The organism is Undibacterium sp. (assembly GCF_030683615.1).
Classification (GTDB): Bacteria; Pseudomonadota; Gammaproteobacteria; order Burkholderiales; family Burkholderiaceae_D; genus Undibacterium; species Undibacterium umbellatum.
This window is the reverse complement of record NZ_JAUXQE010000008.1, coordinates 57187-82289: the sequence shown is the minus strand read 5'-3', so window position 1 is coordinate 82289 and position 25103 is coordinate 57187. Positions and strand designations below refer to the sequence as shown.

Sequence of the window (25103 nt, the reverse complement as noted above, 5' to 3'; positions counted from 1 at the left end):
GCGGTCAATCTGAATATGCCGCAAGGGCCGTCGCCAGTGCAGCCGAAGGAACCTGTCGTCGTGAATATTGATGTGGATTTCGATGGCACTGTGACCTGGAATGGTGCAGCAGTGAATCCAAGCGAACTGGATGCCAAGCTGACAGAAGCGGCAGCGCAACCTGACCAGCCAGAAGTGCATTTGCGTCCGGTGGCTGTCGTTCCTTACAAATCTGTGGCAGCTGTCATGGCAGCGGCACAGCGTCTTGGTGTGACCAAGATTGGTATGGTGGGCAACGAACAGTTCTTGAAGTAAACATGCAGCCGCGGGCTTAATACAAGTTGCCATAAAGCTTGTAGTGCCCGGGGCTGGACTATGAGCATGTTTCGTCTCTGGCGTTACCGTAGAGTGTGATAGAAAAAGACAGGCTCAAATTATATTTGATGATACCACTTAAATACCTATTGACATCCACTAGTGAAAAAACTTACAGTGAGACTTGAAATAGTAGCAGAAGTACAGAATCTGGTCTGGTTCAACCTTACTCAATTATTTACTTATCAATGAATAAACAAGCAGAAAATCTGCCTGAAACTGATGTGTTAAAGACTGCAGGGCATTCCTCGATGACCCATGCTTGTACTTATCATATTGGTGCTGATGGTGGTGGCACTGGCACGCGAGTGGTGTTGTCTGATGCTAGCGGCATTGAGTTGGGCCGTGGCAGTGCAGGCCCATCTGGTCTGGCGCATGGCCGCGACAAGGCATGGCAGGCTATCTTGCTTGCCACTCAGCAAGCCTTTGCAGATGCCAATCTGGATATGCCTGCCCTGGCTGATATCGCAGTGGGCTGTGGCCTGGCTGGTGTGCATAATATTCACTGGGCCAGAGAGTTCGTGGCCCTCAACCCTGGTTTTGGTGCTGTCTGCGCTGAAACTGATGCCTATACCACTTTGCTGGGGGCACTCAATGGCAAGCCTGGCGCTATCATTGCTTTGGGCACTGGTAGTGTCGGCGAAGTTTTGCTGCCAAGCGGCCAGCGTCGTGAAGTGGGTGGCTGGGGTTTTCCAGTCAGTGATGAGGCCAGTGGCGCCTGGCTGGGTATGCGTGCCGTCAATCATTTGCAGCGCGTGCTGGATGGCCGTGCTGTGAGCAACCCTTTTGCCAGTGCTGTGCTGACGCATTGTGGCGGTGATAAAGACGCCGTGTTTGCCTGGCTGGCACAAGCCAACCAAACCCGTTATGCCGAGCTGGCACCGCTGGTTATTCGTTTTGCGCCTGAAGTCGAGGTGGCTCGCGAAATCATGCTGGAAGCTGGTACAGAAGTCGCCATCATGGCCAGGGCGCTGGACCCGAAAAATGAATTGCCGATCGCCTTGTGCGGTGGGCTGGCAGCACCAATCGCGGCGTATTTACCCGCAGAATTAAAAGAAAGAATACAGATGCCCAAGGCCGATTCGGCAACTGGGGCATTGATACTGATACAACAGCATTTACAAGCCATATAAGTATATTAAAAGAAAGACAGACATGCTGGCACAATTGATAGACTTCAAACCTGATACAGAAAGTTCTACCCCCTTGTATCTGCAATTGGCGAACAAACTCGCGAATGGCATACATAGTGGATTGTGGCAGCCGGATGAAGCCTTGCCATCCGAACGTATGATGTCAGAAACCCTTGAAATTTCACGCGTCACCGCGCGCAAGGCGATAGACATGCTGTGCGAGCGCGGCATGCTGACACGCAAGCATGGCTCTGGCACTTACATCACGCCCAAGATAGAGCAACCACTGTCGCGCCTCACCAACTTCAGTGAAGAATTGCGTAACCGTGGTTTTGCTCCAGGCTCACGCTGGTTGTCACGCGAAACAGGAATCGCTTCACCTGAAGAGATTTTGTCTCTGGGCCTGTCACCCAATACCGTGGTATCGCGTCTGAAGCGTTTGCGTACGGCCGACAATGTCGTTATGGCGATAGAAAGCTCAACTATCCCAGCCATGTATATGCCTAACCCCAAGCTGGTCAGTGACAGTTTGTATGGTTATCTGGAATCACATAATCTCTCACCAGCGCGCGCCTTGCAGCATATCCGCGCTGTGAATGCAACTGCCGAGCAAGCCCGTCTGGCAGACATCAAACAGGGCGCGGCCATGTTGTTCATTACCCGCGTAGCCTATTTGCCAAATGGTGCCGCGATAGAACTCTCACACTCTTATTGCCGCAGTGATTATTATGACTTTGTGGCGGAGTTGTTCAGATGAGCCTGCAGCTACAAGTACAGGGGCAAATACTGACACCGCAAGGCTGGGTACATGGGACTTTGGCTTTCGACGAGAAGATTCAGTCTATCACTGCAGACATGAGTGTCGTTGATGCCGAGTCAGCAGCTTACATACTGCCAGGTTTTGTCGATTTGCATGTGCATGGTGCTGGCGGTAAAGACACCATGGAGGCGGGTGATGCAGTTAGGATCATCGCCCGCAAGCATGCCAAACATGGCACTACCAGCATGCTGGCAACTACGATGACAGCACCACTGGCCGATCTCGAATTGGCCTTGCAGGGCATCAAGCCAGAAGTGGACAAACGTAGTAGCGGTGGCGCACGTATATTGGGTGTGCATCTGGAAGGCCCGTATATCAATCCGGGCAAGCTGGGCGCACAGCCTGCCTTTGCCCATACAGGTTCGCTGGAACAGGTGCGCCACCTTGATGCGATAGCGCCGATCAGATTGATCACTGTAGCGCCTGAAATGGAAGGCCACTTGCAACTGGTTCGCGAGCTGACAGCCATCGGCATGCAGGTGCAGATAGGCCATACCCTCGGTACTTACGAAGAGGGCAAGGCCGCACTGGAAAATGGTGCAACCGGTTTTACCCACTTATACAACGCCATGTCACGCCTTGATCACCGTGCGCCCGGCATGGTCGGCGCAGCGCTGGCGCATGCGCAGTTTTCTGAAATTATTCCTGACTTGTTGCATGTCCACCCTGGCGCCATCAAAGCCGCCATGCGTGCGATACCGCATCTGTATTGCGTTACTGACTCTACTGCAGCTTCCGGCATGCCTGATGGCCAATACATGCTGGGCCGCCAGGTCGTACATAAATGCCTGGGCGGTGTACGTCTTGAAGACGGCACGCTGGCAGGCAGCACCCTGACCATGGATCAAGCCTTGCGCAATCTGGTCAGCATAGGACTTGACCTGGAAGATGCATCGAAGCGTGTTTCTACTTACGCAGCCGATTATCTGGGATTGAATGAGCGTGGCCGCCTGCAGGCTGGCAGTTACGCAGACCTGGTTGTACTGGATCGCCAGCTCAACCTCATCGCTGTTTATGTAGAAGGAGAAAAGATTGACCTCACAGATGCTTAAGGAAGCCAGTTCTTCCGCTGATTTTGTAGCCGAACAACTCAAACATGAAGGTGCACGTTATGCCGAGCTAGGCGCTCACTTGCGTGCCAAGCCACCAACATCCGTCGTCACGGTTGCCCGTGGCAGCTCGGACCATGCCGCCAATTATGCAGCCTATCTGATCATGGCCAGGGTAGGGCGCATCGTTGCTTCCCTGCCTATGTCTTTGGTGACACTGAACAAGGCACCACTGGCAGCCAAAGATGCCCTGGCGATTGCGATTTCACAGTCTGGCCAAAGCCCTGATGTGGTTGAGCCTATCCGCTATTTCCGCGAAGGTGGTGCGACGACAGTGGCCCTCGTCAACGACGCAGCATCTCCGCTGGCACAAAGCGCAGAATGGACCATGCCATTGCACGCGGGCCCCGAACTGAGCGTGGCTGCGACCAAGAGCTTTATCACTTCGCTGGTGGCAGGCGCACGCCTGGCAGGTCACTGGCAAAACGATGCAGAATTTTTGGCGGCGATAGAACAACTGCCTGAATCCCTGCACGCGGCCACCAAACTCGACTGGTCGCCAGCGATAGAAGTCTTGCAACCTGCATCACGCATCATGGTGGTGGGCCGTGGCATCAGCTTCCCGGTGGCGCTGGAGTCTGCGCTTAAGTTCAAAGAGACGTCCGTCATCCAGGCAGAAGCCTTCAGTGGTGCAGAAATCAAACATGGCCCCATGGCCCTGATACATGATGGTTATCCATTATTGATATTCGCAACCCGTGGTCCTGCCCAAGCTGGTCTGATTGCCCTGGCAGAGGAAATGCGTGGCCGTGGCGCGAATGTCTTGCTGGCTGCGCCAGAAGATGTCAAGGAACGTAACCTGACTTTGCCAGTTGCGGCGACACCGGATCTCGATCCAGTTGTGGCGATACAAGCGTTCTACATGATGGCAGCAAACCTGTCAATTGCCCGTGGTCTGGACCCGGACAAGCCAAGGCATTTGAGCAAAGTCACCAAAACAAATTGACGCAGCTACAGCAGCAGGCTATTTTTTAAAAACTTAGAAAATAGATACTACCCCCAGTATTTTTATAAATAGCAAGATTGGTATGATTAAAATGCGAGATTGCTTAAAAATATTGGGGAGTATATGTAAAAAGCAGATTTCGATGCCGGAATTGCGCTTGGTCTTGAACGTGCTGCTATTGAGTTTTGGCTTGCATGGCAACGCCTTCGCCGTCCAGAAGATCGAGTTCTGGACCATGAGCCTGAAGCCAAAATTCATTCCCTATTTTCAGGAACTCGTCAAAAATTACGAAGCACAACACCCCGGCATCAAGCTCGAATGGGTGGATTTCCCCTGGGATATTCTGCAATTAAAGCTGATCACCGCCATCGCTGCCGGTACGCCACCAGCACTGGTAAATTTGAGTGTGCCCTGGGCAGAAGAAATGGCGCGAGATGGTTTGCTGGAACCCGTCGATGCATTATTAGCTGCACCGGGGGCCACCAATGACTACACCGATGCCGCACTGGCTGACTTGCGTTTTAAGGGCAAGGTCTATGGTTTCCCACATTACAGCAACGTTAACGTAATCGCCTATAACCGCAAGATACTGGCTGCGGCAGGCATAGTCCAGGCACCACGCAGTATGGATGAATTGTTGACCCAGGCCGTCATGATTTCCCTCAAAACCGGCAAGCCTGGCTACGCACCTGCGCTCGGCAAAATCGATGGTTTTTTCATGCAACAGGGTTTGGATTTAATACGCGATGGAAAGGCAGTATTCAATTCCCCCGCTCATGTGATGCTGGTTAAAAAACTTGCTGCCACCTATAAGGCTGGCGGTTTTCTCAAAGACAAATTGTTTGCAGAAGACAATTTCCCCGCAGTAGTAGACGCCTATCTCGGTGGTCGTCTCGGTGTCATGGTTAGCGCACCCACTGCCATCAAACGTATACAAACTGATGCACCAGACATTTACGCGCAGACGGGTATCTTCCCAGTGCCGCCTGGGCCGACCGGCATTAATGACGGTGGCTGGATGTTTCATTTCGCCATACCCAAAGGCGTGAAGAAAAAAGATATTCCTGAAGTTGCCGCCTTTGCCCGCTACCTGACCAGCGATGCCAATCAACTGGCTTTTGCAAGGATGGCGGGTGTGATGCCCACCACCAAACAGGCGCTGGCAAATCCCTATTTCAAGAAAATATTACCCAACGCGGGCGCATCAGAACAGGCATTGGCCGTGGCCGCAAACTCCATGAATTCTGCCCGCAGCCTGTATGTCAGCGGCATAGACGATTATGATGAATTGCGCCGTTTTTTGGTCAAGGCCGTAGAAGCAGGTGTCACTGGCCGCCGTGATATACAAGAAGCCTTGGATGAAGCGGTAGGCATCTGGAATCGCAAGTTGCAAGGAGTGAAGCTGCCATGAGCAAGTTGCTTGACTCTGTCGCGCCCGTTGTGACAAACAAGCGCAACCTGCTTGCCTATGCCTTCCTGGCCCCTGCCTTGCTATTGCTGCTGATGTTCTCCTTCTGGCCCGTCCTATATGGCTCTTACCTGAGCTTTACAGATTTCAGCCTGATACGCGAAGTGCATTGGGTAGGCTTCGCCAATTATCGCGCCCTGTTTGCGAATGACATGTTTTTGACTGGGCTTAAAAACTCGCTACTGTTTTTGCTGGTCGTACCCTTCACGCAATTGGGGGCGATATCGCTGGCGGTGCTGGTGAATAATCAATTGCCCGGCATACGCTGGTTTCGCGCCGCCTATTATGTGCCTGTAGTGACGACAGTTTCTGTCGTCGGCATTATGTGGGGTTTCATGTTTCATGAGCAGGGCACACTCAATTATGTACTACTGCAATTGCATTTGATAACTGCGCCACTGGGCTGGTTGTCGGATGATGCACTGGCTCTGTTTGCTGTGATGTTTGTCTCTTTCTGGCGTGGTCTGGGCTGGTATATGGTGATGTATCTGGCTGCCTTGCAGTCATTGCCCGCCGAGATGCAGGAAGCAGCCATACTGGATGGTGCCAATCGCTGGCAACGCTTCTGGCGCATCACCGTGCCCATGCTGAAGCCGACGATACTGGTCTGCAGCATCATGTCAGTCTTGGCGGCTTTGAAAGCCTATCAGGAAGTAGATGTGCTTACGCAAGGTGGGCCCATGAATTCCACCTTCACGGCGCTGTATTATGCCTATGATCAAGGCCTGAAACATTTGAAGCTGCCGCGTGGCCTGGCTGCGAGTTTTGTTGTGTCCCTGTGCTGCATGGCGATTGCCTTTGTCTGCCTGCGCTGGCTAAAACCGGGGCGAGAAAAATGAAAACATCTGCCAATAAAATCCTGCGCACGGTGTCGCAATATGGCTTGCTGAGCCTGATTGCCATCATCTGCATTTTCCCATTCTGGTGGACACTGGTGGTAGCGATGTCGACAGAAGGTAATCTGTTTGAATTCCCACCCACATTCTGGCCGCGTGGCATTTCGATGGATAACTTTATCGAGGCTTTTCGCGTCATCCCCATCCTCGCTTTCTACAAGAATTCTTTGCTGATCACTTTGGCGACAGTACTGGGCAAGCTGGTGGTGTGTTCACTCGCCGCTTATCCTCTGTCACGCATGCAGTTCAACGGCAGCAAGCTCATCATGGGTGTGATACTGGCGACCATGATTTTGCCGTCTGAAGTCAATTTTCTGGTCAACTTCATCACCATGACCAAGATATCCTTGGTGAATACTTACACTGCCGTAGTCTTGCCCAATATCGTGACAGCAGTATCCATACTGCTGTTGAAGCAGGCTTTTGATGAAGTGCCGCAAGACCTGCTGGATGCTGCCCGCGTTGATGGGGCCAGTGAATGGATTATTTTTTACCGCATTGTCCTGCCATTGATTACACCCTGGCTGGCCACAGTCGGCATATTGACTGCGGTGGAGGCTTGGAATGAATACATCTGGCCATCGATAGTCATCAGCAAGCCAGAAGACTTTCCCTTGTCTGCCGGTGTGCTGTATCTGCGCGGCACTTATGGCAGCAGCACCCGCGTGATTGCTGCAGGAACCATTTTGACAGTTGCACCTATATTGGTCGCTTTTTTATTTACCCAGCGCTTTTTTATGCGCGGCATGGATGGAGCAGTGAAATGACGCAAGACAAAAATAACCAACAAACGATGACGCGAGAAGAAGCACGCCGCCTGGCCGGGCAACTGGTGATGATACGCATGCCCATCACCAGCCTTGATGAGACATCGGCACAATTTTTAAAAGACAATCATATCCGTGGTATTTGCCTGTTCAGACAAAACATGGTTGACGAAATCCAGCTGAAAAAACTGACGGCTGATCTGCGCCTTATCTTGGGGGAGGGGGCGCTGATCGGTATCGATCAGGAAGGGGGCGCAGTCGTGCGCTCCACCTGGGTACCGCAGCCCCCGGCGGCAATGTCGCTGGGGGCCAGCGATGATCCCGAGCTATGCCGCCAGGTGGGCGCTGCTGTTGCCCGTGGCGTCAAGGCCCTGGGCTTTAACTGGAACTTTGCGCCTGTGCTGGATCTGAATAACAATGTCGATAATCCCGTCATCTCTGAACGCTCCTTTGGCTCTGATCCCAAGCGCGCCAGTGAGTTGGCACTGGCCTGGATGGATGGCAGCCTGGCTGAAGGTGTGGCTTGCTGTGTCAAGCATTTCCCTGGTCATGGCGATACCAATGTTGATTCCCACCGCGACCTGCCTACCGTGAACAAGAGCCTGACAGAATTGCAGGCGCTGGAACTGGCACCTTTCCAGATCGCAGTCAGCCGCAATGCACCTGCCATGATGACGGCGCATATCGTCTACCCGGCACTGGATGCAGAAAACCCGGCCACCATGTCCAAGCCCATCCTGACGGGTTTACTGCGTGAACAATGGAATTACCAGGGCGTAGTCATCACCGACGGCATGGACATGCATGCAATAGCAGGCCGCTATGGCGTCGGCAATGCCGCAGTGCGTGCCTTGCTGGCCGGTGCCGACATGGTCATGGCGCTAGGCACCACAGAGACGCAACTGGAAACCCTGAATGCCCTGACCGAAGTGATTTTCTCAGGCCAGATATCTCTCGCAGAAGTACAGCAAAAACTGCAACGCATGGCAGACCTGACCAAGACCTATCCCTGTATAGATACAGCCTACCAGACCGACATGGCAGACCGCATCCTCATGTCCAGCGCCTGGAAGCGCGGCCTGACTACCCAGGGCTATGCACAACCGCCCGTCAGAGGCAGCAAGCTGCGCCTCGTCATCAGCGCCGACGTTGTCAGTGATGGTGTTTCGGAAGCTGGCATACCTGCCGCAAAAGTCAGCGCCATGCTGGCGAGTTTGTATGATGTAGAGACGGTCACCTTTGCCAATGCTGACACTTTTGACTGGAGTGCCTTACCAGATGATGGCCGCTTCGTCGTGCTGGCATCTACTGTGCGCATACGCTATAGCAAACAGGTACGCGATACCTGGAAGCCAGACCTGCACCTGGTCTTGTGGAACCCGTTTCAAATGCTGGACATTCAGGCCCCCGCATTGATTACCTACGGCTTTGCTCCGCCAGCGATAGATGCTGCACGTGCGTGGTTTGCCGAAGAAGTGGTCGCCAGCGGTCAGATACCAGTTGCTGGTTTCTCTACCGCTGCTGCATAAGGAACACAAGGAATGGCCGAAGTCAGACTGCAGCGGATCAGCAAATCCTATGGCAATAACCAGGTTTTGCAAGGCATAGACCTGCATGTGCGCAATGGTGAATTCATGGTTTTTGTTGGCCCCTCAGGCTGCGGCAAATCCACGCTCTTGCGCATGATTGCCGGTCTGGAAGATATCAGCGCTGGTGAGCTGCATATAGACAATCGACTGGCGAACGATATCCCGCCCGCCAAACGCGGCCTGGCCATGGTGTTCCAGTCATATGCCCTGTACCCGCACATGACCGTGTATGAAAACATGGCATTCAGCCTGAGCCTCACCAGCATGAGCAAGGCCGAGATAGACATAGCCGTACAACACGCCGCCAGTATTTTGCAAATGACTCATTTGCTGCAACGCAAGCCACGCGACCTGTCCGGCGGCCAGCGCCAGCGCGTCGCCATAGGCCGTGCAATCGTGCGCAAGCCCGGCCTGTTCCTGTTTGATGAGCCCCTATCAAATCTCGACGCCAGCCTGCGCGTACAAATGCGCATAGAGCTCAGTAAGCTGCACAGAGAGCTTGTCGCCACCATGATCTACGTCACGCACGACCAGGTAGAAGCCATGACCCTGGGCCAGCGCATCGCAGTATTCAACGGCGGCAAGATAGAACAAATAGGAGCACCGCTGGAACTCTACGACAAACCCGCCAACCTCTTCGTCGCTAGCTTCCTCGGCTCACCGAAGATGAACATCGTCAAGGCCAGGGTATTGCGTAATCTTGGTAATGAGGTAGAACTGCAACTGGCAGCAGGCACCCATATCAACGTCCAGCTTGAGAGTCGCAATTTACAGACCGGTGACGAAGTCAGCCTTGGCATCAGGGCAGAGCATATCCTGCTGGCATCACAATCCACGGAGCATAGCAACCAGCTCGAAGTCTGCATCAGCTTTGTTGAACATCTGGGGGATGCCGCCATCGTGTATGCAATACTGGCGGGTGAAGAAAATCTGTTTGCTATCAAACTGCCAGCAGATACTTCAGACCTGTATGCGGGAGCTGATCTTTGTATACAACTGCCGGGGCACAGGTGTCATGTGTTTGATGAGAAAGGAAATGCTGTTTGAGATTGACTTGTATGGTTTTAAGGATTATCTGAAAATCTTAATAAATAGGATTTTCTATTTCAAGTATCAATCTTGTTAGCTGGCACGATTCGTTCTTTTTTAAAAGTGCTAACGCATCGTTGCCTTGATTCCATCAATGATTCTTCTTTTTTTGTCTCCGGGTATCCCAATGAACTTAAAAATTCGTCGCATGACTTTCTGTCAAAAGAGTTGATAAGATCTAAAGAAGCCTCGATTGTTAGCAATCTGCCGTGTTCATCATTAAATGCGCACGGGTCCAGAATTCTTGCTTTAGGCTTCATGTAACGTTCCTCGCCCGAAACTAATTCGTGCTGCTGTGGCTTTACGGATGCAATAAACATGGCAATACAAAGCATCCATGGTCCGAACATTAAATCAATGACAGTTCCAATGTTATTTGGAAGAGTTGCGTCAATGCTTAAAATTAAAAGCACAGCAAGGATCACAGATATAAGAGCTCTGGCGATTAGACCTCGCACAATTAAGTCGATGAATAGAATAACGGAAACAATTAAAGGCAATATGTAAAGCAACACAAAGCTTGCCATGTCAACACCCATGTAACCTCCAAGTGCAATCAATCAGCCAGCTTATCGAAAATTTCTCACACATCATTTTCCAATACTTGCGCACAAATAGAGTGCCAAACATTTGCATCTAAAGCGATAGCACTTGCCCAATTTATGCTGCCGACAAAAGCTGGATGAGGCGCAAATCCATAAAATTGATTCGCACCGCGCTCTATCCCTTTTTCTTTCAAAAGGCAGATACCTTCTGTAAGGAGATTTACTTCCTGCCATTCTGGAGAATTCATCATCGCACTAAAATCATTCATGTCCGGAGCTATGGTGTGGATTCCTCCTTCCAGCACGTCCAGGCGTTCGATAGGACCATTTTCTCTTTCGAAATACAGGTCACCAAAAGCTGAGCAGCCCAAGGGCCGGACTTTGCCAGTTAAAGTCTTGGGCCAATTCGAGAATAATGTTTGAATATCAAGTGCAGATGCATCGATAAAAATCTCTGGCCAGGTAAGCGTAGTCATAGACATTAAGTTTGAGGACGGGAAGTCAGCACTATAAACATGACGGCCATACCCATGTTCAATAGAGCGAGGTAAATTATTTTTTGTCAGCGGCCAGGGCATAAGCTACGATGGCATTGGCGTGACCATGCCCGATCTCATGTTCAGCCTTCAGCTTGTTCACGATTTCCATGTGCTTTAATCCTTTGTTTTGTTGAACCAGGTCCAGCCAGTGCTGTATGGGTTGACCGTATTTCTTTTCTATCGATGGAAAGTAGGAGGCGGGCCCTTTGACTTTTTCTTCATTTGACATGCTGTGCTTCCTTTCTTCTTGAGTTCAAAAAAAATTGTTTGGGTATGATTGTACGAGATTTTTAATTTATTTTTTGATATGCTAAAAATATCATGAAAATATCTCCCTTGCATCGCTTCAGATACTATTTTTCATACTGAGTTCTGATTGCAAATTTCGCGCTCAAAAACTCTACCAAGGTCCGCACCCGGTTAGGTATAAAACGCCCACTAGGCAACAATGCATGCAGCGGATAAGCCTCCGTCTCCCAGTCCGTCAGCAGCGCCACCAGGCTGCCATCTTCCAGTTCCTGTCTGACATCGATCAATGATTTGAAGATGATGCCAGCGCCTGCTATTGCCCACATGCGGGCCAGGGAGGCGTCGTCGGCGCTGCGGTCGCCTTTTACTCTGACTTCTTTCCATTTACCGTTTTGTCCAAAGCGCCAGGTGTTGTGCAGGCGGCTGCTGCGTTCGAACAGCAGGCAATTGTGGTGTGCCAGGTCCTGCGGCGTTTGTGGGGCAGGGTGGCGGGCCAGATAGCTGGGGGCGGCGCAGAGCATGGGGCGGCTTTGTGCCAGCACCCTGGCGACCAGGCGTGAGTCTGTCAGGGGGCCATATCTTATTGCCACATCCACTTCATCGCGTACTACGTCCAGCGGTCTGTCGCCAACATTTAACGTCAGTTGCACGCCGGGGTGCAGGGCCAGGAATTCGTCCAGCCAGGGCAATAGAGTAGTACGGGTCAGGTCAGACGGGGCGGCGACGCGTATCGTGCCGACCAGGGCGGTGCGGGCTTCTGATACCTGGGATTCACCTTCATCGAGCAAATCAAATGCCCTTTGCGCGTAGTCGAGCAGGATTTGCCCTTGGGCAGTGATGCGCAGGGCGCGGGTCGATCGTTCGAACAGTCGGGTGCCCAACTGGGTTTCCAGTCGCTTGAGAGTGGCGCTGGCGGCGGCTGGCGTCATGCCCAGCACGCTGGCTGCGCCTGAGAGTGAGCCGCAGCGGGCGGTTTGCACGAGTACATGCAGGTCGCTGAGATTTTCAATTTTCATTTGAAAGTGATAGTTATTTATCGGTCTTATCAATTCATGCTTCAGATTCTACAATGCCTGCACTGATCTGGAAATGTTTCTGGACACGATACTTAATCACTCAAGGACTCAACATGAAAGCCATTGCTTACCGCCATTCTTTACCTATCGATAACACTGCATCGCTGGAAGATGTGGAATTGCCAAAACCAGTGCTGGAAGCACGCGACTTGCTGGTGCGCGTGAATGCGATTTCGGTCAACCCTGTGGATGCCAAGGTCAGGCTCGGGCGCGCACCTGCTGAGGGCCAATTGAATGTGCTGGGCTGGGATGCTGTTGGTATTGTGGAAGAAGTTGGCACAGAAGTTACAAATTTCAAAACCGGCGACCGTGTTTACTATGCTGGCGCGATAGACCGCCCCGGTGCAAACAGTGAGTTGCATGCAGTGGATGAACGCATCGTCGCCAAGGCACCTACTACACTGGACGATGCACAAGCCGCTGCCTTGCCGCTGACCACGATTACTGCCTACGAATTGCTGTTTGAACGCCTGGGAGTTGCGAAGAATGGTGGCGCAGGCCAGACTTTGCTGGTGATCGGTGGTGCGGGTGGTGTTGGCTCCATCCTCATACAATTGGCGCGTCTGTTGACGCAATTGCGTGTGATTGCTACCGCCTCACGTGCCGAGACTCATCAGTGGTGCCTGGATCTGGGTGCGCATGCAGTGATTGATCATTCCAAACCTCTGAGCGCAGAGTTGAAAGCCAAGGGTATAGATGAAGTTGATATGGTCGCCAGCCTGACACAGACAGAACAGCACTATGCAGAAATCATCGCCAGCCTGAAGCCACAAGGCAAGCTGGCCGTGATTGACGATATGGTGGCGCTGGATTTGATGCAGTTGAAAAGCAAGTCCATCTCTCTGCACTGGGAATTGATGTTCACCCGCTCTTTGTTCAAGACCGTCGATATGGATGAACAAGGCAAGCTTCTGGCAGAGGTGGCAGCGCTGGTGGATGCGGGCAAAGTACGCAGTACCGTGAATGCGAACTTCGGCAAGATCAATGCGGCGAACTTGCGCAGGGCACATGCGCTGATAGAGAGCGGCAAGGCGCAGGGAAAAGTGGTGCTGCAAGGATTTTAATACGCTTTAAATAGTTAAAAAAGGGGGCATCTTGCCCCCTTTGATGTTGGCGTGCCAGGTTCAAAGGCGCGGCAACCACATGCCCATAAATGCTACAAAGATACCCATGCCGCTGGCTGCACTTAAGACCAGCAAGGTCCCGGCCATGCTGAAGTGAACAGCTTTGTTCTTGCTGTCTTGCGCACGCAAATACAATTCGCAGACGATTAGCGGTATCAATGAATTGGCAAAGGAGATGAAGCTGAGAAATGGTCCTTCGAAAGTCTTGGGATTAAAACCTGCAGGTCCCTGATTGATGGCTATCCAGAACATCAAACCTATGCGGAAGAACCATACACCATTCGCCACCAGGAACAGACGCAATGCCCAGCGGCGGTGCTGGGTGAACTGGCGTGCCAGAGCATGGCGCAAGGCCATGGCTGCGCAGAGAAGGATTAATACTGCATTCAGGCTGATACCCAGATGCTGGGTAAAGTCACCCACACCATTGCGGAACCAGACCATGTACAAGCCAGTCGTGGCGGCAATGATGAGGCTGGATAAATAGATGCGTCCGTTCCAGCGATGGAATTTGGGCGCTCGCGCGCGAACTTGCGGTATCAATTGCAGTATGCCCGCCAGGGTGATGCTGGTTGCCAGAAAAATATGGGTGATGATGGCAAAATTGCCTGCACTGTCTCCCTTGATATAGCCGTGTGGCAGCACGTTACTCCATGCGGCGAGATTTCCTTTCATTGCAGACAGGACATAGAAACCCAGGATGTAGTAGACGAATAATAGCTGGCCTATGATGGCGACTGAAAACCACAGCATTGCAGCATACTTGAGGCTGGTCTTCGCTAGTCCATCCAGTCTTTTCGACTTCTGAAGGGCGTTCTTTGCCGGGTATGGATTGGCAGTTTCGTAAGCGGTATCTTGCGTCATTTGAAAACTCCTTTTACTGAAATGAATGGTCGTGTCTGATCCTGCCGTACAGGCGTGAGCTTGCCTGCAAAGACTGGATTGCTTTTTAATGCTGCTTGTTTAAGGGGGGCAGTACGGTGCTACATCTGCCGGAAAAGATGCAGGTAGCTGCGGCTGACTGGCAATACATCGGGACGGCCACGTATATGCAGTTCAGCAGTTTCATTCATGCCGCGTGTGACTTCACTGACATAATGCAGATTGACGATGACAGAGCGGTGGGTTTGGGCAAAGCGGTCGGGGTCCAGTTCATCGCTGAGTTCACGTATGCTCTTGCGTATAAGTGCATCGCCATCATCCCAGGCGACCAGTGTATATTTATCGTCCGAGCGCATGTAGGCTATTTGTTCTACCGGGATCAGGCGCACGCTATTGCCTACCGATGCTTTTATCCATTGCAGGTAGTTCGCCTTTGGGGTGCGCTGGCGCATGTCTGTGGCCATGCGGTCGAGCAGGGCATCATAGCTGGCCCCCAGATCATTCGCTTGCTTCAGCCGTTGTTGCAGACGTGCGATGGTGTCTGCAAGACGTGCTTCTATGATGGGCTTGACGAGGTAATCAACAGCGCCTTGTTCAAATGCCTGTACTGCATATTGTTCATACGCGGTAAAGAAGACGATGTGCGCCCTGCGTGCAATGGATCTGGCGGTTTCTATGCCATTCAAACCTGGCATGTGTACATCCAGGAAAACAATATCTGGCTGGTGGATGTCGAACATTTCCACCGCTTCACGGCCATTGCGTGCCTCGTCGACGATGCGCAGTTCTGGCCATAGCCGTGTCAGGTTAGTGCGCAGATGCTCTCTCAACAGAGGTTCATCATCGGCGATCAATGCGGTGAGCTGTCTCATGTCCTGGCTCCTGGATGGAAAATTAATTCAACTCGCAAACCATGTGGAGTCTGCTCATGCAAATCGACACTGGCATCCTTGCCGAAGTACGCTTGCAGCCTTGCCCTGACATTTGCCAGGCCGGTGCCAGGGACGGCAGTTTCCGTCATGCCTATGCCGGTATCTTTAACCCATAGCGTCACCATGCCGCCCTCGCTATCCTGTCTGCCGCCAACCTCTATATGCCCACCTTCAGTGCCGGGGTCTATGCCATGGCGCACTGCGTTTTCGACCAGGGTTAACAAGGCCATCGCCGGGAAGCGCAAGCTATTTAGCTCAGGTGCCAGTTTGAGTTCAAATTGCAAACGGTCGGGCATGCGCATATGCATGATTTCAAGATAAGCACTGACCAGTTGCATTTCATTTTCCAGCGTTGCATCAGCATCATTCAGGCGCGGCATGGCTGCGCGCAGATAGGCAATCAGGTGACGCAAGACTGGAGCGGCATTCTCCGAGCCCGCTTCAACCAGGGCTTGCACATTCGCCAGAGTATTAAACAGGAAGTGTGGTTCTATCTGGGCCTGCAGCAGGCGCAGGCGGGCGTCCAGCACTTCACGTTCCAGTGCATTCTTTTCTAGCTCCAGTTGCAGGCGGTCTGCACGTTCACGTTGCTTGCCTTCGCGATTGATGGCAACGACGGCGACGATGGAACCAAAAAAAATCGCAAAAATCGTGCTGGTTGCAAAACCGGACAAGAGATTATTCGCCTTGATGAAGTTCATGAAATTGCCCGCTATCGCCACATAGGCAGCCAGACTGGCAAACGGTGCCAGGAAGCAGATGGCCAGCACTTGCACCAGCCAGCGCGGTATCCAGCGTGGCATCCATTGCAAACGCCAGGTGCCGGACACTGTAAACGCCAGCAGCATGACCATGGCAATGAAAGTCGTGCGCCTGAGCACCAGCCAGAAAGGTGACTGAAATATAGGTGTGGTCACCCAGGCGATCAATACACTGATGATGAGCACCACGACAATTTGTCGTGGTCTTGGCAGTGCGGGCCAGTGTAGCTTGTTTGGGGTGGCGGTTTTCATGTAGCCAAGATAGCGGTAAGTGCAATTTTCAACAAGCGGCCTAGCGCAGGTTTGCGACTGATGACGGTTTTCGGGGCTTGAATGACGGAGGAGTCTTAAACCCGTCCTGCCGGGTGGCAGGACAGTACAGTGCTTTAGCCAGTTATGGTGCCGAGGCGGGGCTTGCCAGGGGTTTGTCCTTGTCTACCACGTAGACACCCACCAGCTTGATGGGCACGCTGCCATGGTTTTTTGCGCTGTGGACGACACCGGCGGGGATGACAAAACCTTCCCCAGCTTTGACCTTGCGCGCAGCCTGGTTGGCGACCAGCAGTTCTGCTTCGCCTTCCATGACATAGCTGATTTCATCTCCAGGATGCGTATGCCAGCCCACCACGGCACCCGCAGCAATTTCTACCCGGGCAATCACATCTTCCTTGCCTGGGATGGATGAATCAGCCTTGGTGACGATGGTGCGGGTAATGCCCGTGTTTTGTGCCAGCAGTGTGCCGCTGATCAGCAAGAGGCTGATGGCAGTCAATTGGCGCAAGCGTTTTGTTGTGGTCGTATGCAAGATAAGTCTCCCATGTTGGATAGTAATTATGCTCATGCGTCGCTGCGCATGGTCATAATTACCATCCTTTTTAATGTGGGAGTCAAGTTGAAATGACGCTAACGTGCAAGGGTGTTGTTTCCTGAATCTCGCAAAACTGACGGGCTTGGTGTGAGCATGGCCCACACGATTTTAAGAGGCCCTTCGACAGGTCAATCAGGCGTCGGCAGTTTTCACCAGGCCATCGGGCGTATCTTTGGTCGCTGTTTCCTTGCCATGATTGGCACTGTCACCAAAGGAGACAAAGCGTGTCATGACCAGTACAGGGATGGCGCTGAGCAAGACCCACAAAAAGAAATTCTTGTAACCCAGGGCAATTTGTATGTCGCCACTGATGGTTTTGAAAAATACAAAGCCCAGTTGCATGACACCTGTACCCAGCGCATAGTGGGCGGTCTGGTATTTGCCGGGGGCAACCACTTGCATGATAAACAGGATCAGACCAACGAAGCCAAAGCCATAACCAAACATCTCAAATGCCAGCGCGGCAGTGATGATTGTCATGCTCTCGGGCAAACTGCTGCTGAGGAAGAAGAATGCCAGGTTGGGAGTATTCATGGCCAGGATCAGCCATGGAAGAGCACGCTTCAAACCTAGCCAGGAGGCAAAATACCCACCCAGTATGCTGCCACCCAAAAACGCAATCGTACCCGCTATGCCGTAAGCGGTTCCGACCTGATCGGTAGTCAGACCCAGTCCGCCCAGGTTCTTGGCTTCACGCAGGAATAGTGGGCCTATGGTTTGTATTTGCCCTTCCGCAGCGCGGAACAGGATGATGAAAACGATGGCCAGCCAGATGCCGGGTTTTTTGAAAAAATCAATAATCACATCTTGCAAGGTGACAAAGATGCTATGCATGGACGCTTTAGGTGCAGCATTTTTTTCACCAGGCAATGCCCAGCTGTTATAGAGGCCCAGACTGAATAGCAGGACACCCATGATGGCAAAAATAATGGTCCATGCTTGAGCGGGGGGCAAGGACTTTTCCAGGTAACCAGCCAGATACACCAGGCCACCCAGGGAAATAAATTTTGCCCCATTAAAAAATGCACCTTGCCAGCCTGCATACTTGGCTTGCAGTCTGTTGCTGAGGCTGGCCATATACAGGCCATCGGCGGCGATGTCATGCGTCGCTGAGGAAAACGCCACGACGCCGAACAAGGCAATGCTGATTGCAAAATAGGCTGGCAACTGAAGTGACAGTGCCACCAGGCCCAATGCCGCGCCACCAATCAGCTGGAATATGATGACCAGCATTTTCTTGCTGCCAGCAGCCTCAAGGAAAGGACTCCACAACGATTTGAAGACCCAGGCCAGGCCAAGCAGACCTGTCCAGTGAGCAATCTGGTCGTTTTGTACACCCATGCTTTTATACATCAGGCCAGCGATCAGGGCGACGGCGTAGAACGGCAGGCCGGATGCAAGGTACAGGCTGGGCACCCAGCGCATGGGATGGGGTGTATTGGTTTTTTCTATGCTCATGGACTTGTCTCTACAGATTAATTTTCTTGAAACCCGTGTTCTCGGTTTATTTGTTTTGTATTTCCTTGCCAGCGCTACAAACATACTAGCCACAAAATTGCCGGTCAACTGGTTTTATATTTGCAATGCCACTTAAGTGCCAGTAAGATGTGGATCACTTGAAATTGGTCTGTAATTGTAGGCTGCTTGTCTATGCATTTTCGATATTTTTACTATGGAAATAGGTTTTTTTTCATAGCTTTAATATATAAGACCAGATTCAATACCACTTTGTCAGATTTTAACACTGGTATTATCCTGCGTGTGACCCGGTTCCAGGCTTTTTCTTTGGTCGGGTGATGCGGCAGGCATAAATTGGTATTTCTGCACTGGTCTCAGTGCACTAGGGAGAACTTGGGTATGTCTACAGTAAAACGTTACGCTGCATTGGACGCCATGCGTGGCTTGACGGTCGCCGCCATGCTTTTTGTGAACAATGCAGGTGACTGGTCGCATGTCTTCCCCTGGCTGGAACATGCCGCATGGCATGGTTGCACGCCTGCGGATTTTATTTTTCCATTTTTCCTGTTCATACTCGGCGCTTCTTTGGCGATGTCGCTGGATGCACAATTAGGCAAGGGCATGGATGTGGCTGCGGTGCGCAAGAGCATACTCTGGCGCAGCCTGCGCATGTTCCTGCTGGGCGTGGTCTTGCATTTGATTGCCTGGGCCCTGATTGACGGCCGCCACTTCCGCCTTATGGGCGTCTTGCAGCGCATAGGCATTTGCTATGCGGTGGTTGCCTGCCTGATTATTCATGTGCGGCAATTGTCCAGCCAGGTCATGGTTTGCCTTGCTGCCATGCTGGCTTATTGGGCCTTGCTGGTATGGAGTGGCTCTTATGAGCCGCACCTGAACCTGGTGGACAAGATAGATACAGCAATACTTGGCAAGCTCGCCTACAGCTATGATGTGCAAACCGGCCTGGCGCAAGAGCCGGAAGGTTTGCTGTCAACCCTGATGGCCATGGTCAGTGTCATCTTCGGTGTCTGGGCGGGCAGGGCCATGCGGGATGGTCAGTTGAAGCAAATGCTGGCAGGTGCTGCCGGCTTGGTCTTGCTGGCGCTGATCTGGTCGGCTTATCTGCCCTTCAACAAGCAATTGTGGACACCCTCGTTTGTTTGCTGGACTAGCGCCTGGGCGATCTTGCTTTTGTTGGGCATGCACTTGTTGATAGACAAGCAGGGCTGGCCAGCCATAGGAAAAAGTTTTGGCGTGAACGCGATAGCTGCTTATGCTGGTGCATGGCTGGCAACCTGCGTACTGGCGTGGACGGGCTGGGATAGGCTGATTTACCAGCACGTATTTGCGCCGGCATTGGTCAACCAATTTGGCGAAGATTTTTCGTCCTTCGCTTATGCCGCGGCTTTTACTTTGGTGTTTGCTGCCCTGACTTTTGCGATGAACAAAAAGGGGTGGCGGATTACTATTTGAGTATTGTCTGGGAGGGATGCTCCAGCCAGATGCGGCAGCTGGCTGGGGCAGTTTTTTTACATCATCAGGGCAGTGGCGAGCGTATCAATTTGCTCTTCCTGCTCTTCCATGATGATCTGGAAGCTGCTGTCCTCAGTGTCAAAATTCAGGCGACGGGCAAAGCGTTTATTGTATTCCCTGTCTACATCGTGCAGCGGTGACAATACTGGCGCGATATCATTTGCCAGGATCAGGGTGTCGCCCAGAGACTCTGGTGGGAAGGCGCAAACGCCGTGCCACATGGCTTCCACCGCGTTCATGACACTCTCAGGTATATTCAACTGGCGCATGATGCCTCGGCCTATCATGCGCTCACCATATTCGATCCAGATTTCTGGTTCGCCATCAAGCAAGCCAGGGAATTCTTCTGCACGCGAAATCAGGTAAAAACCACCTATCTCATGCACGATACCCGCAAACATGGCGGTTTCAGGATCAACCCTGGTCACTTGTTTGGCAATCACCTGCGCCAGGGAAGATACGTGGGCAGAGTGCTCCCATAGTCTGTCAGCCTTGGCTTTCAAGACCGGGTCTGTGACCTTGCTATTGAGCTGGCGTACGATGACAGCAGCCAACATAGCTTTCAGGGTGCGAAAACCCAGGCGGTTAACTGCCAGCCTGACATGCGTGATTTCATTGGTGGAGCGGCGGTAGGCGGCTGAGTTGGCAATTGCCACGGTGCGTGCAGAAAGCAGCGGGTCGGCCATGATGAGTTTGGCTGCCGTATCGATATGGCAATCAGGATCATCAAGGATACGCTGTAGTTTTAGCGAAGCTTCCACATTGGTAGGGAAGACGATATCCCCACGATTGACTTCCGCGGCTATGCTTTTAAAAATTTCCAACCTGTCCATGACTTTCTCCCGGTAATCATCTGGCGATCCCTCCACTCATTGGCCTGTTTGCTACATGAACTCGCATGTTGCGGCTAATACATCATACTAAAAGTTGCCATGAGGAATGATCGACTGCCTTCATGATAGTCAAAAAATTCTCAAAAGCAACTTTAAATTTAACTTTATTTTGCAATCATTCTCAGCCTGCCAATAGCATACGCGCTAAGAGAAATGATGCAAGTTTTAATCAGGGGGGTAATTTACCAAAATTTCCACCACTGCGTATATAGACGGAAAATCATCTCTTTGTACTTTGGCATGGTAAACCCCGCTTTTTGTCGGTGCAGTATAGACGCCTTGCAGGCTGATTTCTCCAGCGCCAGCTTCGACGATGCTCCAGCTGACTGGCTCGCGTAAGTACTCGACATTGGGCGGATAGTTGATATCTGCTTTTAGTGCAATGCTTCCACCCGGCATGACGTTGACGATGTGCTGCGCTACACTCAGGGTCGGAACAAAGCCGGGTGAGGTAGTATTGACAATCACCAGTGCCGTTGCACTAAGGGTAGGGAAGTCTTCTCTTTGTGCCCGTACATGATAAATGCCAGCCTTGCTGGGGGCGGTGTACTCACCATTGCTGCTGATGCTGCCACCGTCTGCTTCCACAACTTGCCATTTGACCGGCTGGCGAATGTATTCGACGTTTTGCAGATAATCGATTTTTGCCGTGATCACTTGCTTGCCACCTGGTTCTAGTATCAGTGCCGCCGGGAAAACATCGATTCTGGCAGCGGTTTCCCACAAGCCTGGGCCGCTGCAAGATAAAGATTTTCCATCCTCTCCCATCACTACGCAACCGGGGCGGCCAAATGCCATGATGCCGGGCGTGGTTTTGGTCAGCATATTCAACAAAGGTTGATACAGATTGTTGGCCAGCGCGAGGTTCAAGGTATCCAGCATTTTGTCTTGTGTATCTCCAGCGCCGGGGTTTGCTGTGGTGGCTGCTTTCAGGGGGCTGCTTAAAAAGTCGCTGAGGCTGCTGGTATCGAGCAAGCCACTCAATACGGCACTGACATCGGCTTGCGCCGCTTTGATATTGCCTGCAGTCGCTGTTTTGCTGATGTCACCGAAATCCGGATTGGCAAATACCTTATTCATGTCAGCCAGCATTAGTCTGGTGGAGAGCATTTCCGTCAGGGGTGTCAGATTGATGGTGCCGTCACTGGTGGCAATGGCATGCAGTGTTCTTGAATTGCCTGGATTGGTGGTTTCCAGTACGCAGGGTAAAGAGCTGCCTGCTGGTAGGACAATTTCAAACGTGCCGTCGATCGCTGTCTTCGTGGCACCGTTGCCTGAGCGGCATTTGACATTGACAGTTGCGCCAACAATGGCCAGGCCAGCCGCTGCTGTGCCACGCAAAGTTGGGCCTGCAACTTTTGGGGCTTGAGTATTAAGAGTACTACTAGCACCGCCGCAGGCCAGCAGCAGGCTGCTAATCAGGCAGATACTGCCTGTAAGTATGAGTTGTCGGGCGTTCAATTTATCGTCTCACTAATTGTTTTGTCGTTCTATCAGCATAGATGCTGATGCCTTGGACATATTCATGGAGATGTCGATAAATTGTCATTGTTTTGTACTCATGGCAAGTTTGCGCAAGACGATTGCCGCTCGGTTTGGGATTTGCAGATCGTATTCAATTCATTTCCATTAGCGTCCACGGGACTTGTTACACCACTCCCTTGTAAGCATCATTCAATATAGATGTTAGTGCGGAATGCTGGCTTTCTCTTGCAAATCGCCCAGGGCATGGGCAACGCTTGATCTTACTCGCGGATCGTCATCCTTCAACAAGTGCAACATCGCATCCAGCCAGCGAGTTTCGCCGATATCGCCAAGTGCGCTATCTGGGTCACTTAGCAGGGCAGCTATGGTAGGACAGGTTTCAGGAAAGCGCATTTCACTCAAACCCCAGACAGCTATTTGCCATATTGCCGGGCGTTGGCCTTGCAAGGCGAGTGTCGTCTTGCACCACACGGTCAATTCACTCGTGGAGCGAGCTTAGAAAATAATGGTGTGATTGCCACTACCGGCATGGAATTCATGCAGTTGACGTCCGCCTACGTTAACGATGCCGTCAAACCAATTGCGGCCGCACGATTGCTGAGACAGATTGCTGAAATGCTAGCGGAAATAGAAAAGACCTGCGCCTTTGGAAAAGAGGCAGGTCCTTGCTATGTAAACTTTAATTGCGATATCGATACTGCGCTTTGGAAGCGCGCGCTAATCCAGCTTGAAGGCCTTGGCGATAGCCTTCCAGGCTATGTACTTGAAGTTTTGCGTACCATCTGGCAGGCGCTTGTAGCCATCCTGTACCACCAGCATGCCGTTGGCAAACTCGCCGCCAAAATTAATGGCGCTGACATCAAGTCCATCTGTTTCTGATGTGCCATCTATGCCCTTGACCAGATTCAAACCTATGCGGAATTTGCCACGCAGGCGATACGGAGCTTGCGTCTCCAGCACCAGGTAACTGTTGTCACCCTGGCTGGACACCAGCAAGTAATTTGCCTTTTCACCAAAATAAATGGACAGACCTTCGACATCGGCAACCAGTTGTTTACCTACAGGCATGACCATCTGCATATCAGCAGGTTGATCGGCTTTGGCTGATGTAACCCAGACGCCGCGTTTTTCTTCTCCCATGAACAGACGGTCAGTCTTGTCGTCTGCCACACAAGCTTCTGGCTGGCTGCCCAGTTTGAAGTTGCGCACCAGGCTGCTGCTGAAGCCTTGCTCATTGTGCGTAATGCGGAATTGCTGAAAAGTGCCATCCTTGTCATTCACAAAAGCTTCGAGGCCACCAGTGCGTGGCTGGTAAAGGCAAAAGCCATAGATCTTGTCCAGTTTGGTGGCAAAGCGTGCTGCCTCTGCCACTTGCCCCTGACCATTGATGACGTATAACACCAGGCTGTTTTCATCACGCTGGGTCGCCATGGCGATATCAAAACTTTGCTGGCCCCATTTGATATTCTGGCGCACGTCAACATTGTTCAGACGACCGCTTTCCAGCAATTGTGTTTGCTTGCCTTGCATGTCATACACCAGCAAGCCTTGCTTCTTGTTGGTGCCCAGCACGCGCGACAATGAGGCATCTTGCGGATGCACCCAGATGGCAGGATCATCGGCAGCATCGCCATGGCGGGCGACGGCATCGGTTTGTACCGACGGTTCTATGACGGCAATCTTTGGGGCTGCTGTGGAGTATATCCAGGTTGTACTACTGGCACGCCAGGTTTTCGCCTGCTCATCCTGTAGCAGCATGTCGAGCTTGCCGTTGGCTGCCTGCACCTGGATATTTGCTGCGCTGTATGGCAGGTTGATGACCTGGGCAGGCTGAAAATGTTGGCCATCTTTCTGGCGATACAGATGCAGCTTTTTACCCTTGGCATCCAGCACTGCCACGCCGCCTGGCACTGCACTGATGGCTGAGGCTCCACCTTGCAATTTTCCAAGCGGGGCAGCCATGGCGACAGGTTTCAGTCTGGCTGAAGTTTCTGCTTCTGCGGTAAATGCCCATACACCGCTATCTGGCGCGTTCAGGTAAAGTGTCTGGCTATGGTCATCAACACGGCAATGTTTGCTATGTGGAGGCAGGGCCAGCTTGCGTACCAACTGCGCACTGTCATTATGCATGACCCATTGCTCGCTCTGGCCTTCCTTGCCGATCAGGAAGACATGATCCAGCTGCTGCGCATCGCGATACAGACACAGGCTTTCCAGTGAAAAATCTGGCGATGCCACGCTGGTCTGCAAACGCATTTTCCCGGTTTTCACATCTGCCACATAGGCATAGGTTTTTTGCGTATCGGCATCCATGAATACCGCCAGCATGCCATCTGGATGAGGGCGTGCGTCCAGGTGCTTTGCCCGCAGGCTGATTTTGCTGCGTTCCTTGCCAGCGGCGTCAAGCAGGCGAAGACCTTGTTTGTCGAGCAGGAGCCAGCCACCATCTGGTAGCGCGACAATTTCCGGCGCGCGACCGGCGACAGCGGGTGGCAGGCTGGCTGCCGAAGCGGATGTTCCGCAGGAAAAAGCTGTCAGAAAAGCCAGGCTGGATATCAGATATTTTGTTTTCATCATTTTCAATTTC

25 protein-coding genes are annotated in these 25103 nt (G+C 52.1%); 12 read left to right on the top strand and 13 right to left on the bottom strand.

Annotated features, from left to right (window positions below):
* From Q8K39_RS05470 to Q8K39_RS05425, 10 genes are all read left to right on the top strand, one after another.
* A partial coding sequence (locus tag Q8K39_RS05470; protein WP_305258622.1) for a biopolymer transporter ExbD occupies nt 1-294 on the top strand: 294 nt, incomplete at its 5' end.
* Between the two features lie 248 nt (nt 295-542).
* Complete coding sequence (locus Q8K39_RS05465) at nt 543-1487, top strand: BadF/BadG/BcrA/BcrD ATPase family protein (protein WP_370868565.1); 945 nt, start codon at nt 543-545, stop codon at nt 1485-1487.
* Nucleotides 1488-1509: 22 nt separating this feature from the next.
* Nucleotides 1510-2244 carry a GntR family transcriptional regulator gene (locus Q8K39_RS05460; RefSeq protein WP_305258621.1) on the top strand — a complete coding sequence of 245 codons (735 nt, stop codon included), beginning with the start codon at nt 1510-1512 and terminating at the stop codon, nt 2242-2244.
* A complete protein-coding gene (gene nagA, locus Q8K39_RS05455; RefSeq protein ID WP_305258620.1) occupies nt 2241-3359 on the top strand; it encodes an N-acetylglucosamine-6-phosphate deacetylase in 1119 nt (372 codons plus the stop codon). The genes Q8K39_RS05460 and nagA overlap by 4 nt, the downstream gene beginning before the upstream one ends.
* Entirely contained in the window at nt 3352-4362 is a 1011-nt protein-coding gene (locus Q8K39_RS05450; protein WP_186956668.1) for an SIS domain-containing protein, read from the top strand. Before nagA ends, Q8K39_RS05450 begins: the two co-directional genes overlap by 8 nt.
* 142 nt (nt 4363-4504) lie before the next feature.
* Entirely contained in the window at nt 4505-5773 is a 1269-nt protein-coding gene (locus tag Q8K39_RS05445) for an ABC transporter substrate-binding protein (RefSeq protein ID WP_305258619.1), read from the top strand.
* Nucleotides 5770-6669: a carbohydrate ABC transporter permease gene (locus Q8K39_RS05440; RefSeq protein WP_305258618.1), complete on the top strand. Its 900-nt coding sequence runs from the start codon at nt 5770-5772 to the stop codon at nt 6667-6669. Before Q8K39_RS05445 ends, Q8K39_RS05440 begins: the two co-directional genes overlap by 4 nt.
* A complete protein-coding gene (locus Q8K39_RS05435; protein ID WP_305258617.1) occupies nt 6666-7493 on the top strand; it encodes a carbohydrate ABC transporter permease in 828 nt (275 codons plus the stop codon). The genes Q8K39_RS05440 and Q8K39_RS05435 overlap by 4 nt, the downstream gene beginning before the upstream one ends.
* Nucleotides 7490-9022 (top strand): glycoside hydrolase family 3 protein, encoded by a 1533-nt coding sequence (locus tag Q8K39_RS05430; protein WP_305258616.1) that lies wholly within the window; start codon nt 7490-7492, stop codon nt 9020-9022. Before Q8K39_RS05435 ends, Q8K39_RS05430 begins: the two co-directional genes overlap by 4 nt.
* A gap of 12 nt (nt 9023-9034) precedes the next feature.
* On the top strand, nt 9035-10129 hold the full coding sequence (locus Q8K39_RS05425) for an ABC transporter ATP-binding protein (protein WP_305258615.1): 1095 nt from the start codon (nt 9035-9037) through the stop codon (nt 10127-10129).
* Between the two features lie 59 nt (nt 10130-10188).
* On the opposite strand, the gene Q8K39_RS05420 is transcribed toward Q8K39_RS05425, so the two are convergent.
* The 4 genes from Q8K39_RS05420 to Q8K39_RS05405 form a co-directional block, all read right to left on the bottom strand.
* Nucleotides 10189-10710: a hypothetical protein gene (locus Q8K39_RS05420; RefSeq protein ID WP_305258614.1), complete on the bottom strand. Its 522-nt coding sequence runs from the start codon at nt 10708-10710 to the stop codon at nt 10189-10191.
* A 44-nt stretch (nt 10711-10754) separates the two neighbouring features.
* On the bottom strand, nt 10755-11198 hold the full coding sequence (locus tag Q8K39_RS05415; protein WP_305258613.1) for a hypothetical protein: 444 nt from the start codon (nt 11196-11198) through the stop codon (nt 10755-10757).
* Between the two features lie 70 nt (nt 11199-11268).
* Nucleotides 11269-11484, bottom strand: coding sequence for a DUF4287 domain-containing protein (locus tag Q8K39_RS05410; RefSeq protein WP_305258612.1), 216 nt, complete (start codon nt 11482-11484; stop codon nt 11269-11271).
* A gap of 124 nt (nt 11485-11608) precedes the next feature.
* Nucleotides 11609-12520, bottom strand: a complete 912-nt coding sequence (locus Q8K39_RS05405) for a LysR family transcriptional regulator (RefSeq protein WP_305258611.1) — start codon at nt 12518-12520, stop codon at nt 11609-11611.
* Between the two features lie 113 nt (nt 12521-12633).
* Here Q8K39_RS05405 and Q8K39_RS05400 point away from each other — a divergent pair, with 113 nt between their 5' ends.
* On the top strand, nt 12634-13644 hold the full coding sequence (locus tag Q8K39_RS05400) for a zinc-binding alcohol dehydrogenase family protein (RefSeq protein WP_305258610.1): 1011 nt from the start codon (nt 12634-12636) through the stop codon (nt 13642-13644).
* Between the two features lie 60 nt (nt 13645-13704).
* Here the strand turns inward: Q8K39_RS05400 and Q8K39_RS05395 are convergent, their stop codons facing one another.
* The 5 genes from Q8K39_RS05395 to Q8K39_RS05375 form a co-directional block, all read right to left on the bottom strand.
* Nucleotides 13705-14568: a DUF2306 domain-containing protein gene (locus Q8K39_RS05395; protein WP_305258609.1), complete on the bottom strand. Its 864-nt coding sequence runs from the start codon at nt 14566-14568 to the stop codon at nt 13705-13707.
* 119 nt (nt 14569-14687) lie between these two features.
* Complete coding sequence (locus tag Q8K39_RS05390) at nt 14688-15458, bottom strand: LytTR family DNA-binding domain-containing protein (protein WP_305258608.1); 771 nt, start codon at nt 15456-15458, stop codon at nt 14688-14690.
* A complete protein-coding gene (locus tag Q8K39_RS05385) occupies nt 15455-16531 on the bottom strand; it encodes a sensor histidine kinase (protein WP_305258607.1) in 1077 nt (358 codons plus the stop codon). The genes Q8K39_RS05390 and Q8K39_RS05385 overlap by 4 nt, the downstream gene beginning before the upstream one ends.
* A 142-nt stretch (nt 16532-16673) precedes the next feature.
* Entirely contained in the window at nt 16674-17084 is a 411-nt protein-coding gene (locus Q8K39_RS05380) for a cupin domain-containing protein (protein ID WP_305258606.1), read from the bottom strand.
* A gap of 195 nt (nt 17085-17279) precedes the next feature.
* A complete protein-coding gene (locus Q8K39_RS05375) occupies nt 17280-18605 on the bottom strand; it encodes an MFS transporter (RefSeq protein ID WP_305258605.1) in 1326 nt (441 codons plus the stop codon).
* Between the two features lie 399 nt (nt 18606-19004).
* Between Q8K39_RS05375 and Q8K39_RS05370 the strand changes: the two genes are divergently transcribed.
* Nucleotides 19005-20078, top strand: a complete 1074-nt coding sequence (locus Q8K39_RS05370; protein ID WP_305258604.1) for an acyltransferase family protein — start codon at nt 19005-19007, stop codon at nt 20076-20078.
* A gap of 56 nt (nt 20079-20134) precedes the next feature.
* On the opposite strand, the gene Q8K39_RS05365 is transcribed toward Q8K39_RS05370, so the two are convergent.
* The 4 genes from Q8K39_RS05365 to Q8K39_RS05350 all read right to left on the bottom strand — a co-directional run bounded on the left by Q8K39_RS05365 (nt 20135) and on the right by Q8K39_RS05350 (nt 25093).
* Nucleotides 20135-20971, bottom strand: a complete 837-nt coding sequence (locus Q8K39_RS05365; protein WP_186956581.1) for an HDOD domain-containing protein — start codon at nt 20969-20971, stop codon at nt 20135-20137.
* Between the two features lie 225 nt (nt 20972-21196).
* Nucleotides 21197-22492 (bottom strand): hypothetical protein, encoded by a 1296-nt coding sequence (locus tag Q8K39_RS05360; RefSeq protein WP_305258603.1) that lies wholly within the window; start codon nt 22490-22492, stop codon nt 21197-21199.
* A gap of 225 nt (nt 22493-22717) precedes the next feature.
* Complete coding sequence (locus tag Q8K39_RS05355; protein WP_305258602.1) at nt 22718-22987, bottom strand: HEAT repeat domain-containing protein; 270 nt, start codon at nt 22985-22987, stop codon at nt 22718-22720.
* A gap of 246 nt (nt 22988-23233) precedes the next feature.
* Nucleotides 23234-25093, bottom strand: a complete 1860-nt coding sequence (locus Q8K39_RS05350; RefSeq protein ID WP_305258601.1) for a phytase — start codon at nt 25091-25093, stop codon at nt 23234-23236.
* Nucleotides 25094-25103 lie beyond the last annotated feature (10 nt).

Coding starts and splice junctions, on each gene's coding strand:
- Q8K39_RS05465 (WP_370868565.1), top strand. CDS start 543: ATGAATAAACAAGCAGAAAATCTGCCTGAAACTGATGTGTTAAAGACT.
- Q8K39_RS05460 (WP_305258621.1), top strand. CDS start 1,510: ATGCTGGCACAATTGATAGACTTCAAACCTGATACAGAAAGTTCTACC.
- nagA (WP_305258620.1), top strand. CDS start 2,241: ATGAGCCTGCAGCTACAAGTACAGGGGCAAATACTGACACCGCAAGGC.
- Q8K39_RS05450 (WP_186956668.1), top strand. CDS start 3,352: ATGCTTAAGGAAGCCAGTTCTTCCGCTGATTTTGTAGCCGAACAACTC.
- Q8K39_RS05445 (WP_305258619.1), top strand. CDS start 4,505: ATGCCGGAATTGCGCTTGGTCTTGAACGTGCTGCTATTGAGTTTTGGC.
- Q8K39_RS05440 (WP_305258618.1), top strand. CDS start 5,770: ATGAGCAAGTTGCTTGACTCTGTCGCGCCCGTTGTGACAAACAAGCGC.
- Q8K39_RS05435 (WP_305258617.1), top strand. CDS start 6,666: ATGAAAACATCTGCCAATAAAATCCTGCGCACGGTGTCGCAATATGGC.
- Q8K39_RS05430 (WP_305258616.1), top strand. CDS start 7,490: ATGACGCAAGACAAAAATAACCAACAAACGATGACGCGAGAAGAAGCA.
- Q8K39_RS05425 (WP_305258615.1), top strand. CDS start 9,035: ATGGCCGAAGTCAGACTGCAGCGGATCAGCAAATCCTATGGCAATAAC.
- Q8K39_RS05420 (WP_305258614.1), bottom strand. CDS start 10,710: ATGGGTGTTGACATGGCAAGCTTTGTGTTGCTTTACATATTGCCTTTA.
- Q8K39_RS05415 (WP_305258613.1), bottom strand. CDS start 11,198: ATGTCTATGACTACGCTTACCTGGCCAGAGATTTTTATCGATGCATCT.
- Q8K39_RS05410 (WP_305258612.1), bottom strand. CDS start 11,484: ATGTCAAATGAAGAAAAAGTCAAAGGGCCCGCCTCCTACTTTCCATCG.
- Q8K39_RS05405 (WP_305258611.1), bottom strand. CDS start 12,520: ATGAAAATTGAAAATCTCAGCGACCTGCATGTACTCGTGCAAACCGCC.
- Q8K39_RS05400 (WP_305258610.1), top strand. CDS start 12,634: ATGAAAGCCATTGCTTACCGCCATTCTTTACCTATCGATAACACTGCA.
- Q8K39_RS05395 (WP_305258609.1), bottom strand. CDS start 14,568: ATGACGCAAGATACCGCTTACGAAACTGCCAATCCATACCCGGCAAAG.
- Q8K39_RS05390 (WP_305258608.1), bottom strand. CDS start 15,458: ATGAGACAGCTCACCGCATTGATCGCCGATGATGAACCTCTGTTGAGA.
- Q8K39_RS05385 (WP_305258607.1), bottom strand. CDS start 16,531: ATGAAAACCGCCACCCCAAACAAGCTACACTGGCCCGCACTGCCAAGA.
- Q8K39_RS05375 (WP_305258605.1), bottom strand. CDS start 18,605: ATGAGCATAGAAAAAACCAATACACCCCATCCCATGCGCTGGGTGCCC.
- Q8K39_RS05370 (WP_305258604.1), top strand. CDS start 19,005: ATGTCTACAGTAAAACGTTACGCTGCATTGGACGCCATGCGTGGCTTG.
- Q8K39_RS05365 (WP_186956581.1), bottom strand. CDS start 20,971: ATGGACAGGTTGGAAATTTTTAAAAGCATAGCCGCGGAAGTCAATCGT.
- Q8K39_RS05350 (WP_305258601.1), bottom strand. CDS start 25,093: ATGATGAAAACAAAATATCTGATATCCAGCCTGGCTTTTCTGACAGCT.